The sequence below is a fragment of the Tunturibacter gelidoferens genome (assembly GCF_040358255.1).
Classification (GTDB): domain Bacteria; phylum Acidobacteriota; class Terriglobia; order Terriglobales; family Acidobacteriaceae; genus Edaphobacter; species Edaphobacter gelidiferens.
In genome coordinates, this window is the sequence record NZ_CP132938.1 from 1,290,503 (window position 1) to 1,314,868 (window position 24,366).

Sequence of the window (24,366 nt, forward strand, 5' to 3'; positions counted from 1 at the left end):
AGCACAATCGGCGGACAAAAGATCAGTTGTAGTTGGGAGAGTCTGCCAACAGCCGCTTCATCGCCTTTGGAGGAACTCCGAGAACGCGCCGCATATGTTTTGCCATGTGGCTTTGATGGGCAAAACCTACGGTCTGCGCGATCTCTTCCATGGAAAGATTGTCGTGCGTCAGGAGTGTCTTCGCGCGCTCGACACGACGCTGGATGACGTACTGATGGATGGGCAGTCCGGTGGACTTGCGGAAGAGCGTGTTCATGTGGGAGGCACTGACTCCTGCGACGGTGGCGATCTGGTCGAGCGAAAGATTCTCAGCAAGCTGATCTTCGATGAAGGAGAGAATCCGCTTCAGCTTGTGGCCGCTTAGCCCCTGGTTCTTTTCAGGCGCTGACTTTGCCAGAGAGCTGTGTCGAGTCACCAGGCGTGAAGCCACTGCCAGCGCGAGTCCATCGAGATAAAAGCGACCTGACGGACACCCCGACTCCATCTCCCGCTTCATCGCCCAGCTGAGTGCCTCCAATTCGCGGTCGCGCACCTGGAAGCGGTTGCGAATCTCCAACTTTGAGCTGTCCACTCCAGACTCGTTCGCGATGCGGTGGAGGAATTGTTGCGGCAGGCTGAGAAGGAGGGCCGTGTCATTTTCATCGTGCATCACCCAGCGGCTCGGAGTGTGTGCCGGAATGATGTCGATATCCCCGTGTACTGCGGTTCCAGTGAAGTGCCTGTTATCCCGTCGGCAGGAGACCCTGGTTGGTGAGCCAACGTGGATGCTCAGGAGAACGTTGTTCAGCTCCGAGACCTCCAGGGTCCCCGGGGGATCCTTGCGTAACTGGAAGGCGACGCCATCGGCCATTCTTACGTGTGCCAGAACCTGCGGTGATGTGGGCTGTCGCGGCATAGATTCTCTCCCTACGGGCTCTGGATAGGATACGGATTTTGTCTTTCCGAAGTTCAGAGGGCTGAAGCCGGAGTTGAGAAGGGTTGGAGCGCCGCTACAACCTTTGGGGAATCATTGTAGATACGTGGTTTAGGGATTTTGAAGCTGCATTATTGGTGCAGTCATACCCTCGTCACATGTCGGCTCCATACTGTGGTCGTAAGCAGCCTGAGGGCCTAGGAACCTGGGGGGTCACCCGATGAGCCAGTCGAGCGTTTCATACCTGTGGCGGGAACCGGAGGCGGCGAAGGGCTTCATGACGGGCGTATCGCTGCATAGCCATACGAATCAATCGAAGGAGACGCTGGATTTCATCTCGGAGCTGTCAAAGGACTGGAGTTTTCTGCAGCCGGTCATTCGGTGGGGCGAGCGGCGGAGCAAACGACTGACGGGAATCGATGCAGATTATGCGCGTGCTTACTGGACGCCACCGTTGACGCCCAGCCTGGCGTTTGATCTGGAGCGAAAGCAGATCGAGGACAAACTGCAGATTCAGGGACTGGTTTCGATTACGGATCATGACGATATCAATGCGCCGATGCTGCTGCGAACTGTGCCTTCGTCGCGGCATATTCCGGTATCGGTAGAGTGGACGGTGCCGTTTGGGGCCACCGCGTTTCATCTGGGGATTCACAACCTGCCGAGTGCGACTGGGGCGCAGTGGATGGAACGGATGGCAGTGTTTACGGCCATTCCGGTGGCGACGAGAGCGCCGAAGCTGCTGACGGAGATGCTGGCGGAGCTCGATGAGCTGCCAGGAGTGCTGATTGTGTTCAACCACCCGCTGTGGGATCTGTACCGGGTGGGGATGGAGAAACACGAGGTATTGGTGAACGAGTTTCTGGCGGTGAATGGGCAGTTCGTTCATGCGCTGGAACTGAACGGCCTGCGCTCCTGGAAGGAGAACCGCGAGACCTCCACGCTGGCGGGAAAGTGGAACCAGTTAGTGATCAGCGGCGGCGACCGGCATGGTGTTGAGCCGAATGCCAATGTAAACCTGACGCGGGCGACGAGCTTCAACGAGTTTGTGCACGAGGTAAGGCGCGAGCGGGAGAGTCATGTGCTCTTTATGCCGCAGTATGCCGAACCATGGAAGCACAGGATTCTGCAGTCCACGCTGGATGCGATCAGGAACTATCCGGATTTTCCCGAAGGGTCCAGATTGTGGGATGAGCGGGTCTATCACCCCGACGCCGAGGGGGTGATGCAGCCGATGACGCGGCTCTGGACGACCGGTCATGCTCCTGCGTTCTTCCGGGCGGTGCTGGTGTTGGTTCGGATGATGGGCGCAGGGCCGGTTTCGAGCGGCCTGCGGATGGCGTGGAACGACAGTGGCGAGATGCGGACTACTTTGGCGAAGCTGGACGCCTAGGGTAGAGGCTGCTGTCCTGCCGGACGGGCCTCCTGCGCGGAGGGCGGCCACTTCGTGGCGGGTGTACCGGTTTGGGGAGCGCCATCGTCCCTGGGGCCTCCCGTTGGTCGGCTTTATTTTTCATGCGAGGGAAGACCCTGGCTTCTCGTTGTAGCTTAGCAAGATTGTTAGGACTGCGGAGCACGAGAGGTAGTCTAAAGCGATGCGTGTGCCGCGTGTTGCCTACTTTCCGGACTCGTTTCATGAAGTGAATGGGGTCGCGCATACAAGCCGCAACTTTGTGGCTTATGCCCAGAGACGCGGGTTTCCGTTTCTGTGTGTTCGAGCGGGTGCACGAGAGATTTCGTTTGAGCAGGTGGATGAGCTTCGCACGCTGGAGTTGGAGCGCAGTCGGGGCTCGGTGCGAATGGAGAAGGATCTCGAGTTCGACACGCTGTTCTGGCGGCACGGCGGAGCGATTCGACGGGAGCTGGAGCGCTTTCGGCCAGATGTGATCCACATTACGGGGCCGAGCGAGCTGGGGATGTTTGGAGCGTACTTTGCGTGGGAGATGGCGATTCCGCTGGCGGCTTCCTGGCATACGAATGTGCATGAGTATGCGTCGCGGCGGATGGGGTGGTTGACGGGCAGGCTCTCGTCGCGGGCGGGCGCTGCGACGGAGCAGGGCGTGGAGGCTGGGGCGTGGTGGGCTACTTCGCGGTTTTACCAGTTGGCGAAAGTTTTGTTTGCGCCGAATGAAGAGCTTTGCCGCATGTTGAAGAGAGCGACGGGAAGGCCATGCTATCTGATGCAGCGTGGTGTGGATACGGAGTGGTTTTCGCCGGCGCACCGTACGCGCGATGTGGGCGACAGGCGGGTGGTGCTGGGATACGTGGGAAGACTCTCGATCGAGAAGAATGTGAAGCTGTTGGCGCGTGTACAGAGAGAACTCGCGGCGATGGAAGTGGGTGGGGTGAGGTTTTTGATCGTCGGGCATGGCAGCGACGAGGCGGAGCTGCGGCGAGAGATGGCCGATGCTGAGTTCGCGGGAGTGCTGCGGGGGGTCGCCTTGGCACAGGCTTATGCGAATATGGATGTCCTCATATTTCCTTCACATACGGATACGTTTGGGAATGTGGTGCTGGAGGCGCTGGCGAGTGGGGTACCGGCAGTGGTGACCCCTGATGGCGGACCGAAGTTTATTGTGCAGAACGGCGAGACGGGATTTGTAACGGAGGATGATCAGTTCGCAGCGGCTGTTGCGGATCTTGTGAGAGACAGGGCGCGGCTGGATGGAATGCGGCTGAAGGCGCGGGAGTATGCGCTGGGGTGCAGCTGGGATGCGGTGTTTGACCGCGTCTATGCGGGATACGAGACGCTGCTGCCGGTCGGCCGTGCCGGACTGACGGTTCGGGAACTGGCGTAAGCGATAGGCCCGTCGGTGTGACAGCAGATTCCTTCGCTGCGCTACGGAATGACAACAAAAAAACAAAACAGGCGTGGAACCGTGCGGGCCTCCTCCGCGTACTCCTCTTTGCCCTTTCTTGCGGCCAGGAGATCACTATGCCGTCTTTTGCTATGCGTTCCATCGGATTCGTCGCTACGGTCGCGGCGATTGTTCTCGCTTCCTCATCTTCTGCGGTGTTTGCTCAGAGCTCAGACCACGATTGGCAGAAGGTCTATGCCGTGGGTGGAGGATCTGCCTCGCTTACGGTGGAGACGGGCGATAGCGGACTTGAGATTCACTCCTGCGGCGATTGCAAAGAGATCCGAGTTCATGTGGAGTCCACTCAAAAGCTGAGCGAGTATTCCATAGAGGAGCACCAGGAGGGAGATCACGTCTTTTTCGGAATCAAAGAGAAACCGCACAGCTTTCGCGTTCTCTGGAACGAGAGCCGAAGGACGAAGGTGACGGTGGAGACTCCGGCGAAGCTGGATCTGGATGCCAAAGTGGCGGACGGTAATTTGTCCGCGCGCGACCTGACGGGCAGGGTTCAGATTCATGCTGGCGACGGGTCTGTTGAGCTCGACAACATCAAAGGGGATGTGCACCTTGTTGCTTCAGACGGCAGTGTCAGCCTCCACAACGCGGTTGGGACCATTGACGCTAGAGGCTCTGATGGCAACATGAAGATCGATGGTCAGTTCACGATGGTTCAGCTTGAGACGAGCGATGGAAACCTCGACTTTACGCTTGCGCCAGGTTCGCAGCTTACGGGTGCTTCGCGAATCAAGAGTTCTGATGGACGGGTTTCCATTCGGCTGCCGCAGGCTCTCTCTGCGGATATGGATGTGGCTACCGGCGATGGGCATCTGAACTGCACTCTTCCGCTCACGATGGATCACTACGACAGCAGAGAGTCGGGCGGACACCATCTCCACGGACATTTGAATAATGGTGGCGTTCCGTTCAGCATTCACGCCTCTGATGGAAACGTCAGCATTACGACGCTCTAGTAGCGGAGTTCGCCGATGTAGGCCCCGTAGGGCGGGAGCGTCATCTCGTCGAGATGCATGGTGCCTATCCCGTCATAGGAGCGCAGAACTGTCCGAAGAAAGCTGCCGCGCAGCCCGAGTTTCGTTGTATCGGCTTTGAGCGAAAGCTGTACCGGCTGTGGGGTGAGATTGAACAGCAGGACCAGAACGGGAGAGTTGGCGGAGACCACCTTCGGTTTGCGGATCAGGACGAGAACATTCTGATCGTCGCGGTTGATGGTGAGGCTGGTGCCCGAGGCCAGAGTGGTGTTGCCGTGGTGAAGCGTGCTGAGCTGGCGATACCAGTTGAGGAGAGAGTTCGGGTCGGCGTCTTCCAGTGCGGCGTTGGGCGCGGCATCGGGAGGAGTACTCGCGGCGGTCGTGGGGGGCTTGTACGGGACATATGTTTCGGTGGCGGGTGCCGGTTTTGCAGGCGGTGGTGGTGCATCCCACTGAATCAACGGTGTGACTGCGTCAGGTGAAGACGAGGTGCGGACACCGAGCTCCTGCCCGTAGTAGAGGAGCGATTCGGCGCGGGTGGTGAAGAGGAAGGTGGCGAGAAGCCTGGCGATCGCAAGATCGTGGTGGCCGTCGGCGTAGCGGCTCATGCTCCGGGTGAAGGAGGGGCCGTCGGTGGCGAGAAGCGGGAGGCTGTGTCCGGCTTGCTGGATCTCCTGGAGGTGGTCGATGATCGGACGAATGGCAGCGGCGTTGAGAGTGGTGATGGCACCCGGGCGGTCGTCGAGGAGGAGTTGCGGGGATTGGGTGTCGAGTGCGGTGTAGGCGTGGGTTGTAGTGCCGGTGCTTGATTGTTTTCGAGAGCGTGAGTGCGCGTGATGACGGCCGCGTGTGGAGGGTTGTGGCTCAGGCTGAGGTTGGGCAGTTGCGGTCAAGGTAAGGTCGGCATCCGCGATCAGGATGCGTTGGCCGAGATAACTGCTGGCCGTGGTGCGGAGAGTTGAAGCCTGAGCGCGGGCGGTGTCGTTGGTGCCGATGACATGAAAACCCGCGATGCCGCGATTGAGCCAGAAGCGGGCGACATTGGGCAGATCGGCTGCGGGAATGGCGGGGTCGAGGTCGAGCAGGACGCGGAGGTGGCGGCTGCTGGCTTCGCGGAGGAGGTCATCGAAGTCGTCCAGGGTGCCGAGGGTGGGGTCGATGGTTTCGGCGTGAGTGGGATCGGGCTGTAAGTGCGTGAGGAGGATGGCGTCGGTGCCGAGAGAGTGAATGTAGTCGAGGCGATGAGCGATGCCGTGGAGGGGGCTGTCTCCGGCGGGGCCGAAGTCGACAGGATTGATCTCATAGATGATGGCGCGTTTCCACCAGAGGTCGGTGGTGATGCCCGAGCCTACCCAGCCGGGGCGGGCGAGGGTTTGGGTTGCGGCGAATGGACTTGCTGCGGTGAGGATGCAGGCGAAGCAGAGGAGGAAAGGTCGGCGGGGCGTTCGATGGAAGGTGATCATGCGCTCGTTATTGAGATGCTACGCGAGATGGCCCTGGCGTGGGGAGATGGAGTGTCAGGTACTCAGGTGAGCTATGTTGTGCCGGCGATATTTGCTCATTTTCTTGTGTTTGACGATGCGAGGTTTTATGGTCAATGAATCCGTTACAAATAAAAAGGAGATTTGCATGAAAGGTCTTGCCGCTTTTGGTTTGGGGGCTGCGCTGGTTTTTGTTCAGACGGGGACGGCGCAGATGGGTGCACCTGATACGCCGCCACCGGTGTCGATGCAGGCTGTCAGCGGGCCGCTGGCGGCGAAGTACAAGGCGGAGGCGGATAGGATTCTGAAGGCAGGCGAGACAGATGACGATGGATATGTGGCGCTGACGTATCTGTGCGACCACATCGGCAAGCGGCTGAGTGGTTCGCCGCAGCTGAACACCGCGGTGGAATGGGGTGCCGAGTTGATGCGAAAGGCCGGGCTGCAGAATGTGACGGTGCAGCCGGTGATGGTGCCGCATTGGGTGAGGGGGAGCGAGTCGGGTGCCATCGTCGCGCCTGTGACGAAGCCGCTGCATATGTTGGGGCTGGGTATGAGCGTGGGAACACCGAAGGACGGCATTACGGCGGAGGCGGTGTTTGTGCCGAGCTTTGCGGCGCTGGATGCGATGACGCCGGAGCAGGTGAAGGGAAAGATCGTGGTGTTCAATCCGGGCTGGCATGGTTATGGCGTGAACGTGATGTATCGGGCGATTGGACCGTCGAAGGCCGCGGCGAAGGGCGCAGTCGGTGTGTTAGTGCGGTCGGCTACGGGGCTGGCGATGCAGACTCCGCATACGGGCTCGCTTTACTACGACGAGAAGGTGACGAAGATTCCGGCAGCTGCGATCTCGATCGAGGATGCGCTGATGATCGAGCGGCTGTGCAAAGAGGGGCCGGTGAAGGTGCATCTGCAGATGGACGCTCATATGGAAGCTGACGTGAAAGCCGGAAACGTGATGGGTGAGATTGTTGGCAGCGAGCATCCGGAGCAGGTTGTGGTGATTGGCGGGCACATTGATTCTTGGGATGTGGGGCAAGGCGCGCAGGACGATGGATCTGGCATTATGGGAACGTTTCAAGCGGTGACGCTGATTCATAAGCTGGGCCTGAAGCCGAAGCGGACAATTCGGCTGGTGTTCTGGGTGAACGAAGAGAATGGCGAGGCGGGCGGGAAGGCTTATCGAAAGATGATTGGCGCGAAGATCGGCGAACAGGTGGCGGCGATCGAGATGGACGAAGGAGCGGAGAAGCCGCTGGGGATTGGATATGGCGGGTTCGAGTCGATGATGCCTGGTGCGCCGCCTTTTGACTTGAGCAAGCTGCCGCCGGATCAGCAGCAGTCGTTTGCGACGCTACAGGACATTGCTTCGCTGCTGGGGCCGATTGGTGCGGACAAGGTGCTGCCGGGTGGGGGTGGGTCTGACATCGAGCCGCTTACCGACGACGGCGTGCCCGCGTTGGCTCCGAGGACAGAGGATCTGCACTACTTCGACTGGCACCATACGGAGGCGGATACGCTCGATAAGGTGGATCCGAAGGAGTTTCGGAAGAACGCGGCGATGTTGTCCGTGGTGGCGTATGTGTTGGCCGATATGGATGGGCAGTTGGCAGGGAAGACCGCGGCTCCTGCGAAGTAGCTTTTAGAAAAGGATGGCTGTGGCGAGTGTTCCGCTGCAGCCATTTTTTTGTGAGTTTAGTTTGGCGGCGGAGCCGTGGAGGGTGGGACCGGCTTGCCGTTTGCTGTTTCGGACTCCATCAGTTCGACGCGGGTGCCGTCGGGGTCGAAGAGGTTGACCTGGCGCTTGCCGTTGACGCCGGTGTGAGGAGCCACAGGCTTGCCGTAAGTTTGGAAGGCTGGGCGAGATTCGAGGACGTTGATGGACTTTGCGACGTCGGGCACGAGGAGAGAGATGTGTTCCTGGCCTCCGCGTTTGTCCGGTGGGGGAAGATCGCGGTAGAGCATGAACTCGACGTAGTCGTTGCCGTCGGGTACCTGCATGTCGATCCAGCTTAGTTGCGTGCCGTTGGAGCTGCCGCGCCAGAACTCGTGGAAGGCGAGAAGATCGCCGTAGAACTTGATGGACTTCTCGCTGTTGCCGACGAGAAAGCCGAGGTGGTAGATGGAGTCGGAGATGCGGGAGGCGGGGAGGAATTTGCCGGTGTTGCGCGCTTCCATGCCATCGGGCTGAGGCTCGACGAACTCGATGAGATTGCCGTCGGGATCTTTGATCTCGAAGTTCAGGTCGCCGGTTTTGCCTTTGCTGACCTGATTGCCGACGAGGATGCCGCGAGAGGCGAGATACAGTCGCATCCGCTCGGCGTTCGAGACGATGAAGGCGATGTGGCTGAGGTGACCCGAGCCTGCCGGCGGTTGCTGATTGAAGAGTTCGACGTGCTGGTGGTCGTTGATCTTTATGAAGGCGATGCGGGTGGTGCCGTCGGGGTTCTTGAGATCGTAGGGTTCGTCGTAGCCGAGGAGGCCGTGCCAGAAGTCCAGGGCTTTGGGTAGGTCGGAGACGAAGAAGCCGACGTGCGAGATGCCGAGAATCTTGGGACGAGTTGGTGTGGTTTGGGCCTGGATGGTCAGCGTGCAGGTGAAGAGGGTGGCGCAGATCGCTGCTAGTCGCTTGCTTCGATTCATCTGAAGTTTCAGTCCTCTCGTCGGAGTTATCGTACATGGTTTGAATTCGGGCCGAGGCGCACGTTTTCTTGAAATTCACGGTGCTTCGATTGACAGGGCACAGTCGGCTCGATAGCCTCGAAGTCCGGCAGTGATTGGTGGGCCAATCTTTTTGCTGTCCGAATCCCAAGAGCCCTTGTCGGCGGCGCACGTGATTGCGATGGGGCGGAAGGCTGGACTTTCGATGAGCACAAGAGCAGATTTCAGCGTTGATGAGTGGGACCTCCTGCGTTCCTCTCCGTTTATGGCGAGCATTCTGGTTGTGGCGGCCAGCCCCAGCGGACCTATCGGCCTCGTTCAAGAGTCTACTGCTGCGGGCAAGATGATCTTGCAAGCAGCCGGATCAGCGCAGACGCCGTTGCTGAAAGATCTTGCGCAGGACCTGACTCAGAAGATGTCGATTCCTAGACCACCGGCGGGCGCTACTCCTGTTCAGGTACAGGCGGCGGCAACCGAGATCCTGAAGCGGACCTCCGATCTGCTGGCGCAGAAGGCTACGCCGGAAGAAGCGACTGAGGTAAAGCAGTGGCTGGCCGGAGTTGCGAAGGCGACCGCAGAGGCGACCAAGGAAGGCGGATTTCTCGGCTTCGGAGGGACTCTGGTCTCCGAGGAGGAGAAGGCCGCGCTGGCTACGGTCAACTCGACGCTTGGTCTTGCGGCCTAAACAGCCGCCGTGTGGCTACGTTTAGTCGATGTCGAAGCTGACTCCTTGTGCCAAGGGCAGGTCGGTTCCGTAGTTGATGGTGTTGGTGGCGCGGCGCATGTACGCCTTCCACGCGTCGGAGCCGGACTCGCGGCCTCCGCCGGTCTCCTTTTCGCCGCCGAAGGCTCCGCCGATCTCTGCGCCTGAGGTTCCGATGTTGACGTTGGCGATGCCGCAGTCGGAGCCGGTGGCGGAGAGGAAGAGTTCGGCTTCGCGGAGATTCATGGTGAAGATCGACGAGGAGAGGCCCTGGGGGACGTCGTTGTGGAGGGCGAGGGCGTCGGCGAAGTCGGTGTATTTGAGGACGTAGAGGATCGGCGCGAAGGTCTCGCGTTTGACGGTGTCGGTTTGCGAGCCGATCTCGACGAGGGCGGGGCGGACGTAGAAGGCTTCGTCGTTCGCGGTTGGGATTCGTTCTCCTCCGGTGACGGCGGCTCCGGCGCTGCGGGCTTCTTCAAGGGATTTCTGCATGGCGGTGTAGGAGCGCTCGTCGATGAGTGGGCCGACGAGGGTGCCCTGTGCGCCGGGGTCCCCGATGACGACGGAGCCGTAGACCTTTTTGAGCTGCGGTATGAGCTTGTCGTAGACGCTTTCATTGACGATGAGGCGGCGGAGGGTCGTGCAGCGCTGGCCGGCGGTGCCCATGGCAGAGAAGGCGATGGCGCGTAGGGTAAGGTCGAGGTCGGCGGTGGGGGCGACGATGGCTGCATTGTTGCCGCCGAGCTCGAGGATGGCTTTGGCGAAGCGTGCGGCGAGCTTTGGAGCTACGGCGCGGCCCATGGTCGTTGATCCGGTGGCGGAGACGAGCGGGATGAGTGGGCTATCAACTAACTGCTCGCCTACTTTTGCGTCGCCGATGAGGAGGGTGGAGAGGCCTTCGGGAACGGGTTCGTATATCTCGGCGAATTTTTCAGCGGCTCGTTCGAAGATAGCCTGCGTGGCGAGGGCGGTGAGGGGGGTCCTTTCGGAGGGCTTCCAGACGACGGCGTTGCCGCAGACGAGCGCGAGGGCGGCGTTCCAGCTCCAGACGGCGACCGGGAAGTTGAAGGCGGAGATGATGCCGACGACACCGAGAGGGTGCCAGGTCTCCATCATGCGGTGTTTGGCGCGCTCGGAGGGGACGGTGAGGCCGGCGAGCTGGCGCGAGAGGCCAGCGGCGAAGGTGCAGATGTCGATCATCTCCTGAACTTCGCCGTGACCCTCGGAGAGAATCTTGCCGGTTTCGATGGTGACGAGGCGGCCGAGTAGATGGCTTTGGGCGCGAAGCTCCTCGCCGAGGAGGCGGACGAGTTCGCCGCGACGCGGTGCAGGGATGAGGCGCCATTGGAGGAAGGCGGTGTGGGCGAAGGCGATGGCTTTGCTGGCGGCCTCAGGCGTGATCGTGGCGATCTGGGCGATGACCTCGCCGGTGATTGGGGTGCGGACGGTGAGGTTGCCGGTGGTGGCGGGGACGCCGAGGTGCGCGAGGATGTCTTCGACTTCTTTTCTGATCGTCATGGTTTGTCTGGGTTGTCTCGAGGGTTAGCGTAGATGGTTCGGGTCAGGGGTGGCAAGTTGGCGGGGGAGGCGCACCCCCCTGAGGGGTATTATCGTATAAGTCGCTTTGAATCATCAGCTTACGTTTGGACGACATTTGCAAAATATTCATAACAAAGGGTTTACAGGCAAATACGTCCAATCAAAGGGGTTACGGTTTGCAATAGGAAAAGCCCTCTTGCGGCGAGGGCTTTTCCAAGTCTGATACCAGTATAGCGGTTGGAGAGTAACTCATACGCCACGCGAATGTGCTGGATTGGCGCGGGTTTTCGCGGTTTCGGGGCTTGACAAGATTTTTGGGTGAGAGCCAGGGGAGGATTACTGGTTGGGGAGGAGCACCCTTCGCGAGCCCTCCACTGGCGCTTGTGATGAATTTATTGGAACGGTGTTCGCACCCTTTTTCTCGTCTTCGCTTGCGACGGGAACAGTGATTCCTGAGGGCGCAATATATAGATCACGCTTTCTGTAGGAGACGGCTATAGTGTGTTCTCCAGCTTCTTCGGTGGGAGAGCGCGGAAACTCGAGGATGTAGCGCTCCCGCACCATCTGTAGGAACTCCCGCAACCGCCAGCTCACGATTCCATATCTTTGCTGAACTTCGACTCCGCCGCTGAGGCCGCAGATCTGGTTGAATTTGTCTTCGGTAGACCGAAGGGATGAGGAGTCGACCTTGATCTCTCCTCTGTCTTGGCGATTCATCGCGGCGAAGACCGGGGTGGGAAGTAGTCCGAAGACGGCGATCGATTCGAACTGGGCGCGTCGCCTTACCGTCGACCACAGTGTTCGGCTGCCGCTGTCTTCGCCGTCGGTTATCGCCAGGAGGACACGTCGTCCGGACTGGGGCGCGAGCTCGTCCAGCACGTTCGCCATGGAGTCCCAAAGGGGTATGGATGGCTTGCAGGGTACTGCGGAACCCTTCTTTCGCTGACGGATCTGCCAGGGCGTCAACCCGCGATCGACCGTCTGCCTGAGTACGGCCGCGTTGGCCGGCGCCTCGTAGGCTGTGCGGATGAGGGTGCAATCGAGCACATAAATCGAGACACGATCCTGCGGTTGCAGGTAGTCTGGCGCGAGACCGGCGATTGCCTGGGAGATTCGCGGCAGCATCTGGTTGTCCGGCTTACTCGCATCGATCAGGATCGACAAGGAGATTGGATCCCGGCCTTCCTGACGGACATACGTCGGAGGAAACTGCGGTCCTGAGTCCAGGCTGATGCGGAACTTTGAAGTGTCGAGGGGTTTCATTCGCTGGTAGTCGTCGGTGAGGACGAGGACGGGGACCTGCTTGAGATTGGTGTAGACGTGAAGGGTGGGAGTTGCGTCAGGGGAAGGTGCTTGTTGTGCGGTGGGCGCTGCTTCGGTGCTTGACTGAGCGGCGGCGCCGACGGCAGCGAGGGCGAGGAGGAGAGCGATAGCGGCGAATTTGTTTTGGTGGGGAGCTGATAGTTCGCTTCGCTTCGGGATCGTTTGCCGCAGTCTCTTGTCCATGGTCACTTAGACCTCGGTGTCGCGACTCTACAGCGGAGATTTTATTCGAGGAGAGGTGGGTTTGGCATCTTGGCGAGATCAGGGATCGTGGAGGTGACATTCCTGGACGACCCCTGCGTCCTGCCGGGGATGGGTTTGCTATGGGGTCGACGGCAGCGATGAGTTCTGCTCGAAGGCCTTTGGAGCAGTCGCCGGCGTGTAATGGCTTGAGATTCACGATTTGGAGTTGGCCGTTTTGATCGCTGAAGACGTGGATTTCTGCCTGGGTGGTGCGGTGGATCTGGTGGTTGCTGTAGGGCTCGTGTTGCATGAGCGTTGTGATCTCTTCGGGGAAGAAGACCTGGCCGATGTGCGAGGTGTGGCCGGCGGCGTAGGTCTTGTTTGCTTCGTGGCCTTCGATGCGGACTTTGAAGTGGATGTGATTGGTGCGGCCCATGTAGAAGCCGGGGAAGACGGTGCGGAAGTTGACGGAGCCGTCGGGCGCGGCGATTTGAATGCCGCGGAGGGAGCCGATGGAAGGCTCATATGAGTAGACGCGGTTTTAGCGGTGCGAGGACGGGGCGGCGGCGGAATTTGTTTCGTTGTGGGGGCTCGCGAGGCCATGATTCGGAGGCGACGTTTTTCTCGGCCAAGGGGGGTGCGTCTTGATTTGTAACCCAAAAAGTGGTATAATACTAAAGGTTACCTTGTCGCGGACACGGCAGGGGGACGATCAGGAATTTGATCAGCCATTCAAGGAGCCGTGGTGAAAAATATCGATAAAGAGGTAGAAGACTTTCTCAAACGATTCCAGATAAACGCTAACGTAGGGAGTGCTGAAGAGATTGTGGAGCAGTTTGCCGATGTCTTTATGTCGGCCGATCCGAGCGGCGCGCGTGCAGTACCGTCTTCGAAGCTGTTGATGGCGATTCCCCTGCGAAGGAAGCTGTTTGAGGGTGTGGGTGGCGGAGCAACTGCGCTGGCATCGGTAGAGCAGACGAGGCTGGATGATCGATACGTTTTGCTGAAGACCGAGTGGCTGATGAAGCTTGATCGAGGAAGCGGGCCTGGCGACGGTCTTACTTTGCGTTCGACGTTTGTGCTGTATCGATCGGATGATGGGTTGAAGATCGTCTTCTATTTGAATCACGAGGATCTGACGTCTCTTCTGCGAGAGAGGGGGTCTCTGCCGACGGATAAGACTTAGTCCGGCGGGGTGGTTAGTCTTGAGGGGATTGGGCGAGGACTTCGGCGAGGTGCATGGGTTTGGCTTTGGTGTTCTGGGTGATCTGCTCGGCGCAGCTGAAGCCGTCGGTGACGAGGATGGTGCCTGCGGATTTGGCGCGGACCGCAGGGAGGAGAACGCGGTTGGCGAGGGTTTGCGAGACGGCGAACTTGTCTTTTTCGAAGCCAAAGGGGCCGGCCATGCCGCAGCAACCTGAGTCGAGGAGTTCGACTTCGGCTCCGGTGAGGCGGAGGAGGGTTATTTCGTCTTGCATGCCCATGGTGGCGCGGTGATGGCAGTGGCCGTGGACGAGGATCTTTTCGTTGAGTTGCGGGGGACGGTAGTGGGGGGCGCGTTTGACGAGGAACTCGCTGAGAAGGAAGGTCTGGTCGCGGAGCTTTTGCGCGCGGGGATCGTGGGGGAGGAGGTTGGTGAGTTCGTCGCGGAAGACGGAGGCGCAGGAGGGTTCGAGGACGACGATGGGGGTGCCGGCTTGTAGCTGCGCGGTGAGGGCGTTGAGAGTTTTGAGGAGATAGTCTTTGGCGGTGTCGAGCATGCCGAAGTCGTAGAGGGGACGGCCGCAGCAGAGGTGTTGCGTGGGGAGCGTGACGCGGAAGCCGGCGGTGGTGAGGACGTTGTGAGCGGCGCGCATGGCGGCGGGGTGGAAGTAGTTGTTGAAGGTGTCGGCCCAGAGGAAGACCTCGGGGGCGTCGGCGGGGAGTGGAATGCGGCGGTCGCGGCGGCGTTGAGGGTCGCGGGCGAGACGGCGATCGGGGGTGAAGGGTTTGGAGAAGCGCGGGAAGCTGCGCTTTGGGTGGATGTGGAGAATTTTTTTGATGATGGAGCTGATGAGGGGAGTGTGGTTGACGGCGTTGACGAGGTGCGGGGCGTAGGAGGCTAGGCGGGCGAAGACGTCGATGCGGCCGAAGGCGTAGTGCGAGAGCGGACGGGGCTCGCCTTCGTAGTGGTGAGCGAGGAACTCGGATTTGTAGGTGGCCATGTCGACCGAGACGGGGCACTCGGACTTGCAGGCTTTGCAGGCGAGGCAGAGGTCGAGAGACTCTTTGACCTGCTTGTTCTTCCATTGGTCGGGGAGGACTTCGCCTTGCATCAGCTCCCAGAGGAGGTGGGCGCGGCCGCGGGTGGAGTGAAGCTCTTCGCCGGTGGCCATGAAGCTGGGACAAATGGTGCCGGCGTCGGTTTTGCGGCAGGCTCCGACGCCGACACAGCGGAGATTGGCTGAGGCGAAGGAGCCGTTGTTCTCGGCGTAGGCGAAGTGAGTTTTTGGGTGCCAGGGATTGTAGTCGGCGCCGAGGCGAAGGTCTTCGTGCGGCTCGTGCGCGTCGATGAGCTTGTTGGGGTTGAGGCGATTGGTGGGGTCGAAGAGGCTCTTGAAGGTGCGGAAGGCCTGCATGAGCTCGGGGCCGAACATCTTGGGGAGGAGAGCGCCGCGGGCCTGACCATCGCCGTGTTCGCCGGAGAGAGAGCCGCCGTGCGCGAGAGCGATGTCGGTGGCGCGGTCCATGAACTGGCGGAATTTGAGGATACCTTCGGGAGTTTCGAGGTCGAAGTTGTGTCGCATGTGGACGCAGCCCTGGCCGAAGTGGCCGTACATGGGGCTGCGGTAGCCGTACTCGTTCATAAGGGCGAAGATGGCGCGGAGGTAGCTGCCGAGTTGATGGGGATCGACGGCGGCGTCCTCCCAACCCTCCCAGCCGGTTCCTACGCCGGGGATGAAGGCGGTGGCGCCGAGGGCGGACTCGCGGACGCGCCAGATGCTCTTGGCTTCGACGGAGGTGTAGATGCGCGTGGTGGCGTCTGGTGCGATGGTTTTGAGTGAGGCGACGAGGGCGCGGGCTTTGGTGTTGGCCTCGGCCTGGGTGTCGCCGCCGAACTCGATGATGAGGAAGCCGTTGCCATCTGGGAGGAGCGTGAGCTCTTCGGCGAACTTCTGCTTGCGGCGCATGGCGTCGAGGAGGAGACCGTCCATGCCTTCGAAGCCGATGGGTTTGTGCTCGAGGATCTGGGGGACGTGGTCGGCGGCGAGGAAGATGTCGGGGAAGCCGACGCCGACGAGGGTGCGGCAGGGTGGAGATTGAACGAGCTGCAGGGTTGCGCCGAGGATGATGGCGCAGGTGCCTTCGCTGCCGACTAAGGCGCGGGCCACGTTGAAGGAGTTTTCGGGGAGGAGCTCGTCAAGGTTGAAGCCGGAGACGCGGCGTGGGATGTTGGGGAATTTCTCACGGACCTTAGTGGAGTAGGTGTCTCGGAGGGATTTGAGGGTGGAGTAGATCTCGCCGGTGCGGCCGCCGGCTGCGATGTGGGCGGCGAGTTCGGCTTCGGTCGTGGGGCCTACGGTTAGGCGGGTGCCGTCGTAGAGGAGGAGGTCGAGTGTGGCGATGTTGTCCACGGTTTTGCCGCCCATGAGGCCGTGCACGCCGCAGGAGTTGTTGCCGATCATGCCGCCGATGGTGCAGCGGCTGTGCGTTGCGGGGTCGGGTGCAAAGGTGAGGTGGAGTTTTTCGGCGGCGTCGCGGACACGGTCGAGGACGATGCCGGGCTGGACTTTGACGGTGCGGTTTTCTACGTCGATCTCGTCCATGCCGTTCATGTATTTCGAGAAGTCGAGGATGACGGCGGCGTTGCAGCCCTGTCCGGCGAGCGAGGTGCCGGCTCCGCGGGTGAGGATGGGTGCGTTGAAGCGGCGGCAGAGGGTGACGGTGGTGATGACGTCGGCTTCGTCGCGTGGGATGACGACGCCGATGGGGATGTGGCGGTAGTTCGAGGCGTCGGTGGAGTAGAGGGCTTTGGAGGCGGGATCGAAGCGGACTTCGCCGCGGATCTGCTCGCGGAGGAGTGAGGCGAGCTCGTCGGCGTCGGCGAAGGTGTCGTGTGCGCGGGCGTGGGAGCTCGGCAGGATGACGAAGGGCAGGGTGGGAGGAGCAGCCATGAGGTTGATGGTACGGTTATTTGTGGTCGCGCACCAGATCGTGGAGTTTAGCATTGTCCAAATGATGTGCGGGAGTGGCAATGAGTGCGCCGGGAATCAAATTCGTCGCCACGCGCCTCTAAGCAGATAGGAGCAATGATGTCGATTACGAAGACAGCGGAAGAGTTTCTGGCAGCTTGTGAGACGGGCAAGGGCTGGTCGGTATGCAGCGCATATTGCACCCCCGGGGCTACGTTCTCCGCACAGGCGGAACCGCTCGCCGAGGTGTCGACGGTTGAGCAGTACACCAACTGGATGCAAGGGTTGCTTACGGTTCTTACCGACGGAACGTATGATGTGAAGTCATTCGCGACCGATACAGAACGGAACAACGTCAACATCTACGCGGTTTTCACTGGCACGCACTTGGCAGGCGGCCCGATTTCGCCGACCGGAAAGACCACGAAGTCCGACTATGTTTACTTCCTACAATTCGACGGTGACAAAATCTCCCATTTCACAAAGATCTGGAACTCCGGGTTTGCGATGAAAGAACTCGGCTGGGCCTAATTCCTTCATCCGCCAAACCGATCACGAGGTCGCGGCATCTTGAAGATGGCTGGCACGACACGGGGGCGGTTTGAAAGGGCGAATCTTTTTACAAAATGAGTAGAGACTGCTTGCTGTCAGCAGGAGCCATCTAACTTTTATCAGGCGATGATTCTTCAGGACCGCATCCACAATCCTGCGGTTGTAGGGCTTAGTCGTAAATGCGGACTGCATTGACTTGCGCCGATGCAGTCCGGTGGTTCGCGCAGCAACTAGGACTTGCCGGTGGCGGTCATCTTGAAGATGGCCTGGGCGTTGGAGCTGTCGAAGCCGAGATCGAGTTTCTGCTTGCCGTCTTCTTCGGGGAGCGGCAGGCGAGTGATGAATTCGTAGAAGGAGCCGTTGACCTCTTTGGCGACGAGTGCGCCTTCTGCGGTGTGGAACTTGCGTTGAACCTTAGCGGCCAGAAAGGCTGTCTGGCGAACACGGCCGGACTGCGAGGTTTCGACGGCAGCCTTCATGGGCTGGCCGAGGGCTTTCTGTTCTTCGGCGAGTTGATCGACGTCGGGGACGCGGTCGGTGGCGTGGTTGAAGGCGTTGCCCTCGGTGGAGATCCAGGCCATCTCGGGGGATTCTGCGAGGAGGATTTCGTAGTCGGCGAGCGTGGGTTCGGTGTGCTGACGCTCGAAGACCGAGGCGAGGATGGGCAGCAGAGTTACAGATTCATCGACGCTGAGGGAGCCGGTGGATTCGAGTTTGTCGAGGAGGGACTTCGCCTGCGGGGTGACGGGGTCCTTCGAGCTCGCGGTGACGCGCCGGACGGCGGCCTGGAACTCGGGGGAGAAGCGCTCGGGATGGAGCTCGCTGAGGAAGAACTGCGCGATCGCTTCGGGGTAGTCGGCCTGGGCGTGGGAGCGGCCGGTCATCTTGAGACGCTCGAGCGGGTAGACGCCGTTGAGCGCGTAGCCGAGCGGACGCAGGATGCGGGTGATGGCCTCTTGTCCGGCGGGCAGGCCGCCCATGCCTTCGAGGGCGACGGTGCGGACGGCACCGTGATCGTGAAGGATCTGCCGCCCCTTGCTGAGGGTGTAGTCGGCGTAAGTTTTGGCAGTGGGGACGCGGCGAAGAAGGTCTTCGAAGAGGAGCATGTTGAGTGCTTGCGCGAGGACGGCGCGAGAGACCTGCGGGCCGAGGGCGGCGGCGATCTCGGGATGGATGACCAGGAGCTTGAAGAGGTGTTCGGTGCGGTCGGTACCGATGATCTTGTCGAGTGTTTCGCGTAGTACGCCGTTGCTTGTGCTCATTGTTAATTCCCCGTGACTGCCGGAGGGTGTGCATCCGGCCCTAACATCATCGTCAATGGGAGCGCATCTGTAAAGTTGATGCGCTTCCGTCGCGTTGTGACTAATTGGCTAGAGAGCCGCCGCGAACGCTAAGAGCGAGGCGTCCTGCATGGGAGCGGCGACTAGCTGCATTCCGGTGCCGAGGGGCGCACCGATTGCTTCGCCAGCGAGAGTGACGACGGGCAAGCCGGCAAGGCTGGCGGGCGTGGTGTAACGCAGGATCGCTTTGCGGATGTGCGACTGGTCTTTGCCGGCGAAGAGTTTGCTGACGGGAGCGCAGGGGAGCAGGAGGAGATCGACTTGTTGGAAGAGCGACGACATCTGGGAGCGGAAGACTTCGAGGCGACGGTGAAAAGCCTGGAGTTGCTCGATGGTGATAGATGCCCCCCAGGCAAGGCGTTCTGCGATCGCGGGCTCGAAGTGTTGATAGTGGCTGCGGTGGAGCTGGGCTGCTTCGCTGGCTTGTATGGACGCGAAGATATCTAAACTGTCGACCCAGAAGGCGGTGTCGATCGGCATCAGGGTTGCGCGGCGTTCGGTGAGGCGCTGCTTCCATGCCGCGAATGCGGAGAGGACCTCGGGTTCGCAATCGTGTGTGAAGTTGTCGCCAACATAGCCGATGCGGGGTTGAGATGGTGCGGTGATGGAGGGGATGTCGTAGATAGCGCCGGCGAGCGCGGGACCATCGCGTAGATCGCGGAAGAGCAGGCCAAGGGTATCGAAGGATGGAGCAAGGTGAGCTGCGCCGGACCAGCGTTCTTCGCCGCGGCTGACACCGAGGGAGGCGCGGTAGCCGGCGAGCCCGCAGAGTGCAGCAGGGACGCGGACCGAGCCTCCGGTGTCGGTGCCGATGGCTGCGAGGGCAGATCCTTCCTGCACACTCGCAGCCGCGCCACTGGAGGAGCCGCCGGTGAGCAGAGTTGAGTCGCGTGGCTGGACGGAGTCTCCGTAGTCGGCGTTTTCGCCGGTGATGCCATAGGCGAGCTGATGGAGATGAGTTTTTCCGGGGATGATCGCGCCCGCATCGAGAAGGCGTTGCGCGACCCATGAGTTTTTTTCGGCGACGGGATGGAGTTGCTGGTAGTAGCGGGAGCCGCAGCTTGTCGTGGTGCCTGTTAGGTCGAAGCAGTCTTTGATCGAGATTGGAACGCCGTAGAGCGGTGGACGATTTTGAGTGTCGGCAAAGAGGTTCGGGAGTCGTTCGGCTCGATGGAGCGATTCGATTGTTGTAAGGGTGAGGAAGGCGTTGTGCGAGTCGTTGCTGTTTGCTTTGCCGGCTGCAGCGACTGCTATCGTGTGGGGATCTGTCTCAGACGACGCGAGCGCGTGATGAAGGGATGTGAGTGGGGATTGGGGGTTTGTCATGGCTTGGACCAGAATGGACGGCGACGCTAAGGTTGAGGATTAGTGGGGTATCGTGGCAAAGGTCTGGAAGTAGGTTTGGAGGGCCTTCGCAGTGGACTCATCGAGTTGTGGATTAGGTGACATGGCCGACTTCGGGTCGATGGATTTTGGATTGCGGAGGTAGCGTTCGAAGGTCGATGGCGATGAGGCTGCGAAGTTGCCTAGCGTCTGCCACGACCTGCCTGCCTTGGTGCCGCCATAGCTGCCCATGTTGTGGCAGCGATAGCAGTGTTGCTGGGCGATGCGAAAACCATCGATGATCTGCGGATTGGACGCATCTTTTTGGTGAGGTGCGATGGCCCCGTAGACCTGCTGCGTTGTGCCGAACTCGAGGCGGGTTATCTTTGCGGGGATCTTCGGGATCTCCGGAAAGGAGAGGACGCTGAAGGACGGCGTGAAGTCTTCGTGGGTGATGAAGTAGGGGCCGGGGTCGTCGATGTGCGTCTGGGCCGCCCAGGTTTTGACTGGCAGGCCGTCAATCTTCAACGCGAGGATGGGACGGTGCGTCTTCACATATTCGCGAGTGTAGGTTGCACGATAGCCGTCGGAACATAGGGCGGTCAGTAGATCCGATCCGGGAAGGACGCCGAGGGAGCTCTCGAGGACGTCGAGATAGACGCCGGTGACGGTTAGCTTTTGCTGAGGGAGTTCGCGGAAGTTGTCATCGCCTGTGACTGTGACGGTTGTCTGGGGAAGTGTCGCGAGTTGGCCGTAGGAGATGTAGCGGACTGTGCCGGGTGCGATATCTGCGGCTATGCCGGCGATCTCGAGGTCGGATGCGGCACCGCGCTCTGTCAAGAGGAAATGTCCAGTTGACGATGAGTTGGCCGGCAACCACGCGAGGCATGCGGCAAAGACAACGATCAGCTTCACTGGAGCCATGATTCAGACTATCGTGGAATTTTTTTTCGACAAGACAAAAGAATGGAATTTGTATCGCAGGAAAGATAGCCAAGAAAATATTTATGAATGCAGGGACAGGATGCCTGAGAGGGGTATTCTGACCCACGCGGGGCGGTTGTTGAGCTCATAAAGAAGCTCGTAGAGGGATTTCTCCAGCAGGTATGCGTTGAGCAGGAGCTGTGCCTGCGCGGGCTCGGGGATCAGGCCCGGATCTTTGGCGTGGATCGTGGCATGGTAGGCGTGGAGAAACTCGGTGGAGACGGAGTTCTGCCAGAGCGTGGCCCACGGCTCGAGATACTTTGCGTCGTCTGGGCGACGCTGCGCGAAGGCGTTATGTGCGGCGTGCGCGGCGTAGCTGAAGGAACGCAGCATGCCTGCCACATCTCGCAGAGGCGATTGTTTGGCGCGGCGTTCGGCGAGGCTACGCGCGGGCTCGCCTTCGAAGTCGAGGATGACGTAGTCGCTGCGGGAACGAAGGACCTGGCCGAGATGATAGTCCCCGTGAATGCGGATGCGCTGGCCGGCTGCGGTGGGCGTCGCGGAGGCTATGGCTCGTGCTCGGGCGAATAGGTTGATGCGACGGCTGAGAACGAGAGCGGCGTTATCGGCGGTTGTCTCGGTAAGGTGCGACATGCCGCGCTTGAGAGCATCGAGGGTGAGGGACAGCTGTGCGTCGATACGGTCGGCGTCGGCGACGAGATCGGCAGTTGTGAAGTCTTCGGCTGAGAAGGCCGGGTTGTGAGTGGGAGTGGCGAGTGCAAGATGCATCTCGGCGGTGCGACGGCCTAGCAGCGCAGCAGCGTCGAGATAGAGGCCGGCGTGTTCGCGAGCGAGGGCCGGAGATTCGCTCTTTCCAAGGAAGGACGGCGGAGTGCCGAGGTCATGAAGAGCGGGCAGGATGGCGACGCTCTCGTAGTAGTGCGAGAGCTCGTCGAGGGTCCATTGCCAGCCATCTCCTTCGTTTTCGACCAGGCCCTGGAGCATCGCGATGGTGGTGGGGTCGCCGGTTTTGGAGTGGAGTGTGATATCCCCAAGAAACGGAGCGATGCGGGGAAAGTGTGCTGTCTCGGTGAGAAAACGGCCGATCTCGGTGTCGGGATTTTCACCGGGCTGGAGCCGGCGAAAGAGCTTCATGATGAGCTTCGCGTCGTAAAGGATGGAGGTGTTGGATTGTTCGGCTGAACCCGTGCGAGCCGGAAGCGGACCGCTGCCGCGAGCTTCGGCGAAGGCGCTGCTGCTGCGTCCGCGCAGGCTCCCGTTGCGGGTGGGGAGTTCACCGTTCGTCTCGATGAGGCGAAGGATCGCCTGACGAACGTCTTCGCGCGCGACCGCATCGTGGAGGACTGCGGGACCTTCAGAGGTTGTGACGGTCGCGACAATGCTCGCCGGGTCTGAAGCGCGGACTATCTCTGCAACCTCGCCTGTGCTGATGGTGAGCGCGAGCTGATAGACATCGGCGCTGTCGTCTTCATAGGTCAGATGCAGGAAGAGAATCATTGCGTTGAGGTCGCGAAGCTCTGCAGAGTCCAGAATTTCAACGGTCTTGATGGTTCGAGATTTCGCTCCAAACCAGCGCTGGTGCGGAAGGTAGCTGGCCAGCAGATGCTGCAGAAGAGTTAAGCCTTCTCCGGTCAGAACGCCTTCGATGCCGCGGCTGAGCATGTGCACGACAGGCTCGTCTACGGGTACCTCTACTGGCTCAGGCGCTGCCGGTGCGGATTGCAGTTCGAGCCAGAGAAAGGAATATGGCGAAAGCGTGAGTGGGTATGGCTGCGCAGTGATAGTGGGGAAATTGACGTACCCCAGCATCTCGACGGGAACCATGCCGGAAAATTTAGAGAGGTCGAGCGAGACGGGCTGCGAAAAACGCGATAGGTTCGCGACGCAAAGGACGGTTTCGCAGTTGCCGTTCTCTTCGTACTGGCGAATGTAGGCGAGGATCTTTCGGTTTTCTGGACTGAGGAACTCCTGCGTCCCACGCCCGAAGACGTGGAAGAGTTTGCGCAGGGCGATCATGTTGCGTGTCCAATGCAACAGGGACGATTGATCGGACTGCTGGGCCTCGACGTTAATCGATTGATAGCCCCAGATCGGATCGGTGATGACGGGAAAATAAAGCCGCGCGGGGATCGACGTCGAGAAACCTGCGTTGCGGTCGGAGTTCCATTGCATGGGCGTGCGGACGCCGTTGCGATCGCCCAGATAGATGTTGTCGCCCATGCCGATCTCGTCGCCGTAGTAGAGGATGGGCGTTCCGGGGAAGCTGAGAAGAAGCGAGTTGAGCAGCTCGATGCGGCGGCGATTGTTATCGACCAGAGGCGCGAGGCGTCGGCGGATGCCAACGTTGATGCGCATGCGCGGGTCGGCCGAGTATGCGAAGTACATGTAGTCGCGCTCGTCGTCGGTGACCATCTCGAGGGTGAGTTCGTCGTGATTGCGAAGGAAGAGACCCCACTGGCAGTTGTCCGGAATGGAGGGAGTCTGCGACATAATGTCTGTGATTGGCAGACGGTCCTCCTGACGCAGTGCCATGTAGATGCGCGGCATGAGCGGGAAGTGAAAGGCCATGTTGCACTCGTCGCCGTCGCCGAAGTAGGGACGGACGTCTGCGGGCCACATGTTGGCTTCGGCGAGCACCAGGCGATTCTCGTATTCGGCATCGATTACGGCGCGAATCTCTTTGATCTTGACGTGGGTCTCGGGCACATTCTCGCAGCTGGTGCCGTCGCGCTCGATCAGGTAGGGAATCGCATCCAGGCGCAGGCCGTCGACGCCCATGTCCAGCCAGAAGCGCATCGCCGAGAGAACCTCCTCCATCACGCGCGGGTTGTCGAAGTTCAAGTCGGGCTGATGAGAGAAGAAGCGGTGCCAGTAGTACTGCTGTGCGACATCATCCCAGGCCCAGTTAGACTTCTCCGTGTCGGTGAAGATGATGCGGACGCCCTCGAAGAGCTTGTCGGTGTCGCTCCAGACGTACATATCGCGTTCTGGGGAAGCTTTGGGAGCGAGGCGCGCAGCTTTGAACCATGGATGCTGGTCGCTGGTGTGGTTGATGACGAGCTCGATCATGACCTGCATGCCGCGAAGGTGGGCGGCATCAAGGAACTGCTTGAAGTCGTTGATGGTTCCGTAGCTGGGGTTGACGTCGACGTAGTTTGCAATGTCGTAGCCATCGTCGCGCAGAGGCGAAGGGAAGAAGGGCAGAAGCCACAGACAGGTGACGCCGAGATCCTGAAGATAGTCGAGCTTCGACATGAGGCCGGGGAAGTCGCCGATGCCGTCCGCATTCGAGTCCATGAAGGCCCGGACGTGAATCTCGTAGATGATCGCATCCTTGTACCAAAGCGGATCGGTAGCGCTGGAGACTTTTTTCACTCTTCGTCC

18 protein-coding genes are annotated in these 24,366 nt (G+C 60.2%); 8 read left to right on the plus strand and 10 right to left on the minus strand.

What is annotated here, in order from left to right; genetic code table 11:
• Window positions 1-22: 22 nt before the first annotated feature.
• Window positions 23-895, minus strand: coding sequence for an AraC family transcriptional regulator (locus RBB81_RS05935; RefSeq protein WP_353073046.1), 873 nt, complete (start codon window positions 893-895; stop codon window positions 23-25).
• A gap of 238 nt (window positions 896-1,133) precedes the next feature.
• On the opposite strand from RBB81_RS05935, the gene RBB81_RS05940 reads away from it, so the two are divergent.
• From RBB81_RS05940 to RBB81_RS05950, 3 genes are all read left to right on the plus strand, one after another.
• Window positions 1,134-2,306 (plus strand): hypothetical protein, encoded by a 1,173-nt coding sequence (locus RBB81_RS05940; RefSeq protein WP_246373679.1) that lies wholly within the window; start codon window positions 1,134-1,136, stop codon window positions 2,304-2,306.
• 202 nt (window positions 2,307-2,508) lie between these two features.
• The gene (locus RBB81_RS05945; RefSeq protein WP_353073047.1) at window positions 2,509-3,711 is read left to right on the plus strand and encodes a glycosyltransferase; all 1,203 of its coding nucleotides are present in this window, start codon (window positions 2,509-2,511) and stop codon (window positions 3,709-3,711) included.
• Between the two features lie 137 nt (window positions 3,712-3,848).
• The gene (locus RBB81_RS05950) at window positions 3,849-4,742 is read left to right on the plus strand and encodes a DUF4097 family beta strand repeat-containing protein (protein ID WP_353073048.1); all 894 of its coding nucleotides are present in this window, start codon (window positions 3,849-3,851) and stop codon (window positions 4,740-4,742) included.
• On the opposite strand, the gene RBB81_RS05955 is transcribed toward RBB81_RS05950, so the two are convergent.
• Complete coding sequence (locus RBB81_RS05955; protein ID WP_353073049.1) at window positions 4,739-6,223, minus strand: alpha-amylase family glycosyl hydrolase; 1,485 nt, start codon at window positions 6,221-6,223, stop codon at window positions 4,739-4,741. The two genes, RBB81_RS05950 and RBB81_RS05955, sit on opposite strands and share 4 nt — an antisense overlap.
• A gap of 166 nt (window positions 6,224-6,389) precedes the next feature.
• Here RBB81_RS05955 and RBB81_RS05960 point away from each other — a divergent pair, with 166 nt between their 5' ends.
• The gene (locus RBB81_RS05960; protein ID WP_353073050.1) at window positions 6,390-7,880 is read left to right on the plus strand and encodes a M20/M25/M40 family metallo-hydrolase; all 1,491 of its coding nucleotides are present in this window, start codon (window positions 6,390-6,392) and stop codon (window positions 7,878-7,880) included.
• Between the two features lie 56 nt (window positions 7,881-7,936).
• Here RBB81_RS05960 and RBB81_RS05965 read toward each other — a convergent pair whose 3' ends face one another.
• Window positions 7,937-8,884 carry a VOC family protein gene (locus RBB81_RS05965; RefSeq protein WP_353073051.1) on the minus strand — a complete coding sequence of 316 codons (948 nt, stop codon included), beginning with the start codon at window positions 8,882-8,884 and terminating at the stop codon, window positions 7,937-7,939.
• A gap of 223 nt (window positions 8,885-9,107) precedes the next feature.
• On the opposite strand from RBB81_RS05965, the gene RBB81_RS05970 reads away from it, so the two are divergent.
• Window positions 9,108-9,587 carry a hypothetical protein gene (locus RBB81_RS05970; protein ID WP_179581064.1) on the plus strand — a complete coding sequence of 160 codons (480 nt, stop codon included), beginning with the start codon at window positions 9,108-9,110 and terminating at the stop codon, window positions 9,585-9,587.
• 21 nt (window positions 9,588-9,608) lie between these two features.
• On the opposite strand, the gene RBB81_RS05975 is transcribed toward RBB81_RS05970, so the two are convergent.
• Window positions 9,609-11,123 (minus strand): aldehyde dehydrogenase family protein, encoded by a 1,515-nt coding sequence (locus RBB81_RS05975; protein WP_353073052.1) that lies wholly within the window; start codon window positions 11,121-11,123, stop codon window positions 9,609-9,611.
• 357 nt (window positions 11,124-11,480) lie between these two features.
• Window positions 11,481-12,650, minus strand: coding sequence for a hypothetical protein (locus RBB81_RS05980; RefSeq protein ID WP_353073053.1), 1,170 nt, complete (start codon window positions 12,648-12,650; stop codon window positions 11,481-11,483).
• 235 nt (window positions 12,651-12,885) lie between these two features.
• Here RBB81_RS05980 and RBB81_RS05985 point away from each other — a divergent pair, with 235 nt between their 5' ends.
• On the plus strand, window positions 12,886-13,179 hold the full coding sequence (locus tag RBB81_RS05985) for a hypothetical protein (RefSeq protein WP_353073054.1): 294 nt from the start codon (window positions 12,886-12,888) through the stop codon (window positions 13,177-13,179).
• Window positions 13,180-13,395: 216 nt separating this feature from the next.
• Window positions 13,396-13,836, plus strand: a complete 441-nt coding sequence (locus RBB81_RS05990; protein WP_353073055.1) for a hypothetical protein — start codon at window positions 13,396-13,398, stop codon at window positions 13,834-13,836.
• 13 nt (window positions 13,837-13,849) lie between these two features.
• Here the strand turns inward: RBB81_RS05990 and RBB81_RS05995 are convergent, their stop codons facing one another.
• A complete protein-coding gene (locus RBB81_RS05995) occupies window positions 13,850-16,804 on the minus strand; it encodes an FAD-binding and (Fe-S)-binding domain-containing protein (protein WP_423248067.1) in 2,955 nt (984 codons plus the stop codon).
• Window positions 16,805-16,939: 135 nt separating this feature from the next.
• Between RBB81_RS05995 and RBB81_RS06000 the strand changes: the two genes are divergently transcribed.
• On the plus strand, window positions 16,940-17,353 hold the full coding sequence (locus RBB81_RS06000) for a nuclear transport factor 2 family protein (protein WP_179581072.1): 414 nt from the start codon (window positions 16,940-16,942) through the stop codon (window positions 17,351-17,353).
• 251 nt (window positions 17,354-17,604) lie between these two features.
• Here the strand turns inward: RBB81_RS06000 and RBB81_RS06005 are convergent, their stop codons facing one another.
• The 4 genes from RBB81_RS06005 to treS all read right to left on the minus strand — a co-directional run bounded on the left by RBB81_RS06005 (window position 17,605) and on the right by treS (window position 24,357).
• Window positions 17,605-18,636 (minus strand): DUF1338 domain-containing protein, encoded by a 1,032-nt coding sequence (locus RBB81_RS06005; protein ID WP_353073057.1) that lies wholly within the window; start codon window positions 18,634-18,636, stop codon window positions 17,605-17,607.
• A gap of 108 nt (window positions 18,637-18,744) precedes the next feature.
• A complete protein-coding gene (locus tag RBB81_RS06010) occupies window positions 18,745-20,040 on the minus strand; it encodes an amidase (protein ID WP_353073058.1) in 1,296 nt (431 codons plus the stop codon).
• Between the two features lie 39 nt (window positions 20,041-20,079).
• Window positions 20,080-20,877, minus strand: coding sequence for a hypothetical protein (locus tag RBB81_RS06015; RefSeq protein ID WP_353073059.1), 798 nt, complete (start codon window positions 20,875-20,877; stop codon window positions 20,080-20,082).
• 165 nt (window positions 20,878-21,042) lie between these two features.
• Window positions 21,043-24,357, minus strand: coding sequence for a maltose alpha-D-glucosyltransferase (treS, locus tag RBB81_RS06020; protein ID WP_353073060.1), 3,315 nt, complete (start codon window positions 24,355-24,357; stop codon window positions 21,043-21,045).
• Window positions 24,358-24,366: the final 9 nt, after the last annotated feature.

What these genes read in the sequence shown, in the direction of transcription:
- RBB81_RS05970 (WP_179581064.1), top strand. Translation starts at nt 9,108, where the DNA reads ATGAGCACAAGAGCAGATTTCAGCGTTGATGAGTGGGACCTCCTGCGT.
- RBB81_RS05980 (WP_353073053.1), bottom strand. Translation starts at nt 12,650, where the DNA reads ATGGACAAGAGACTGCGGCAAACGATCCCGAAGCGAAGCGAACTATCA.
- RBB81_RS05935 (WP_353073046.1), bottom strand. Translation starts at nt 895, where the DNA reads ATGCCGCGACAGCCCACATCACCGCAGGTTCTGGCACACGTAAGAATG.
- RBB81_RS05940 (WP_246373679.1), top strand. Translation starts at nt 1,134, where the DNA reads ATGAGCCAGTCGAGCGTTTCATACCTGTGGCGGGAACCGGAGGCGGCG.
- RBB81_RS05955 (WP_353073049.1), bottom strand. Translation starts at nt 6,223, where the DNA reads ATGATCACCTTCCATCGAACGCCCCGCCGACCTTTCCTCCTCTGCTTC.
- RBB81_RS05945 (WP_353073047.1), top strand. Translation starts at nt 2,509, where the DNA reads ATGCGTGTGCCGCGTGTTGCCTACTTTCCGGACTCGTTTCATGAAGTG.
- RBB81_RS06000 (WP_179581072.1), top strand. Translation starts at nt 16,940, where the DNA reads ATGATGTCGATTACGAAGACAGCGGAAGAGTTTCTGGCAGCTTGTGAG.
- RBB81_RS06010 (WP_353073058.1), bottom strand. Translation starts at nt 20,040, where the DNA reads ATGACAAACCCCCAATCCCCACTCACATCCCTTCATCACGCGCTCGCG.
- RBB81_RS05960 (WP_353073050.1), top strand. Translation starts at nt 6,390, where the DNA reads ATGAAAGGTCTTGCCGCTTTTGGTTTGGGGGCTGCGCTGGTTTTTGTT.
- RBB81_RS05995 (WP_423248067.1), bottom strand. Translation starts at nt 16,804, where the DNA reads ATGGCTGCTCCTCCCACCCTGCCCTTCGTCATCCTGCCGAGCTCCCAC.
- RBB81_RS05965 (WP_353073051.1), bottom strand. Translation starts at nt 8,884, where the DNA reads ATGAATCGAAGCAAGCGACTAGCAGCGATCTGCGCCACCCTCTTCACC.
- RBB81_RS06005 (WP_353073057.1), bottom strand. Translation starts at nt 18,636, where the DNA reads ATGAGCACAAGCAACGGCGTACTACGCGAAACACTCGACAAGATCATC.
- RBB81_RS05950 (WP_353073048.1), top strand. Translation starts at nt 3,849, where the DNA reads ATGCCGTCTTTTGCTATGCGTTCCATCGGATTCGTCGCTACGGTCGCG.
- RBB81_RS05975 (WP_353073052.1), bottom strand. Translation starts at nt 11,123, where the DNA reads ATGACGATCAGAAAAGAAGTCGAAGACATCCTCGCGCACCTCGGCGTC.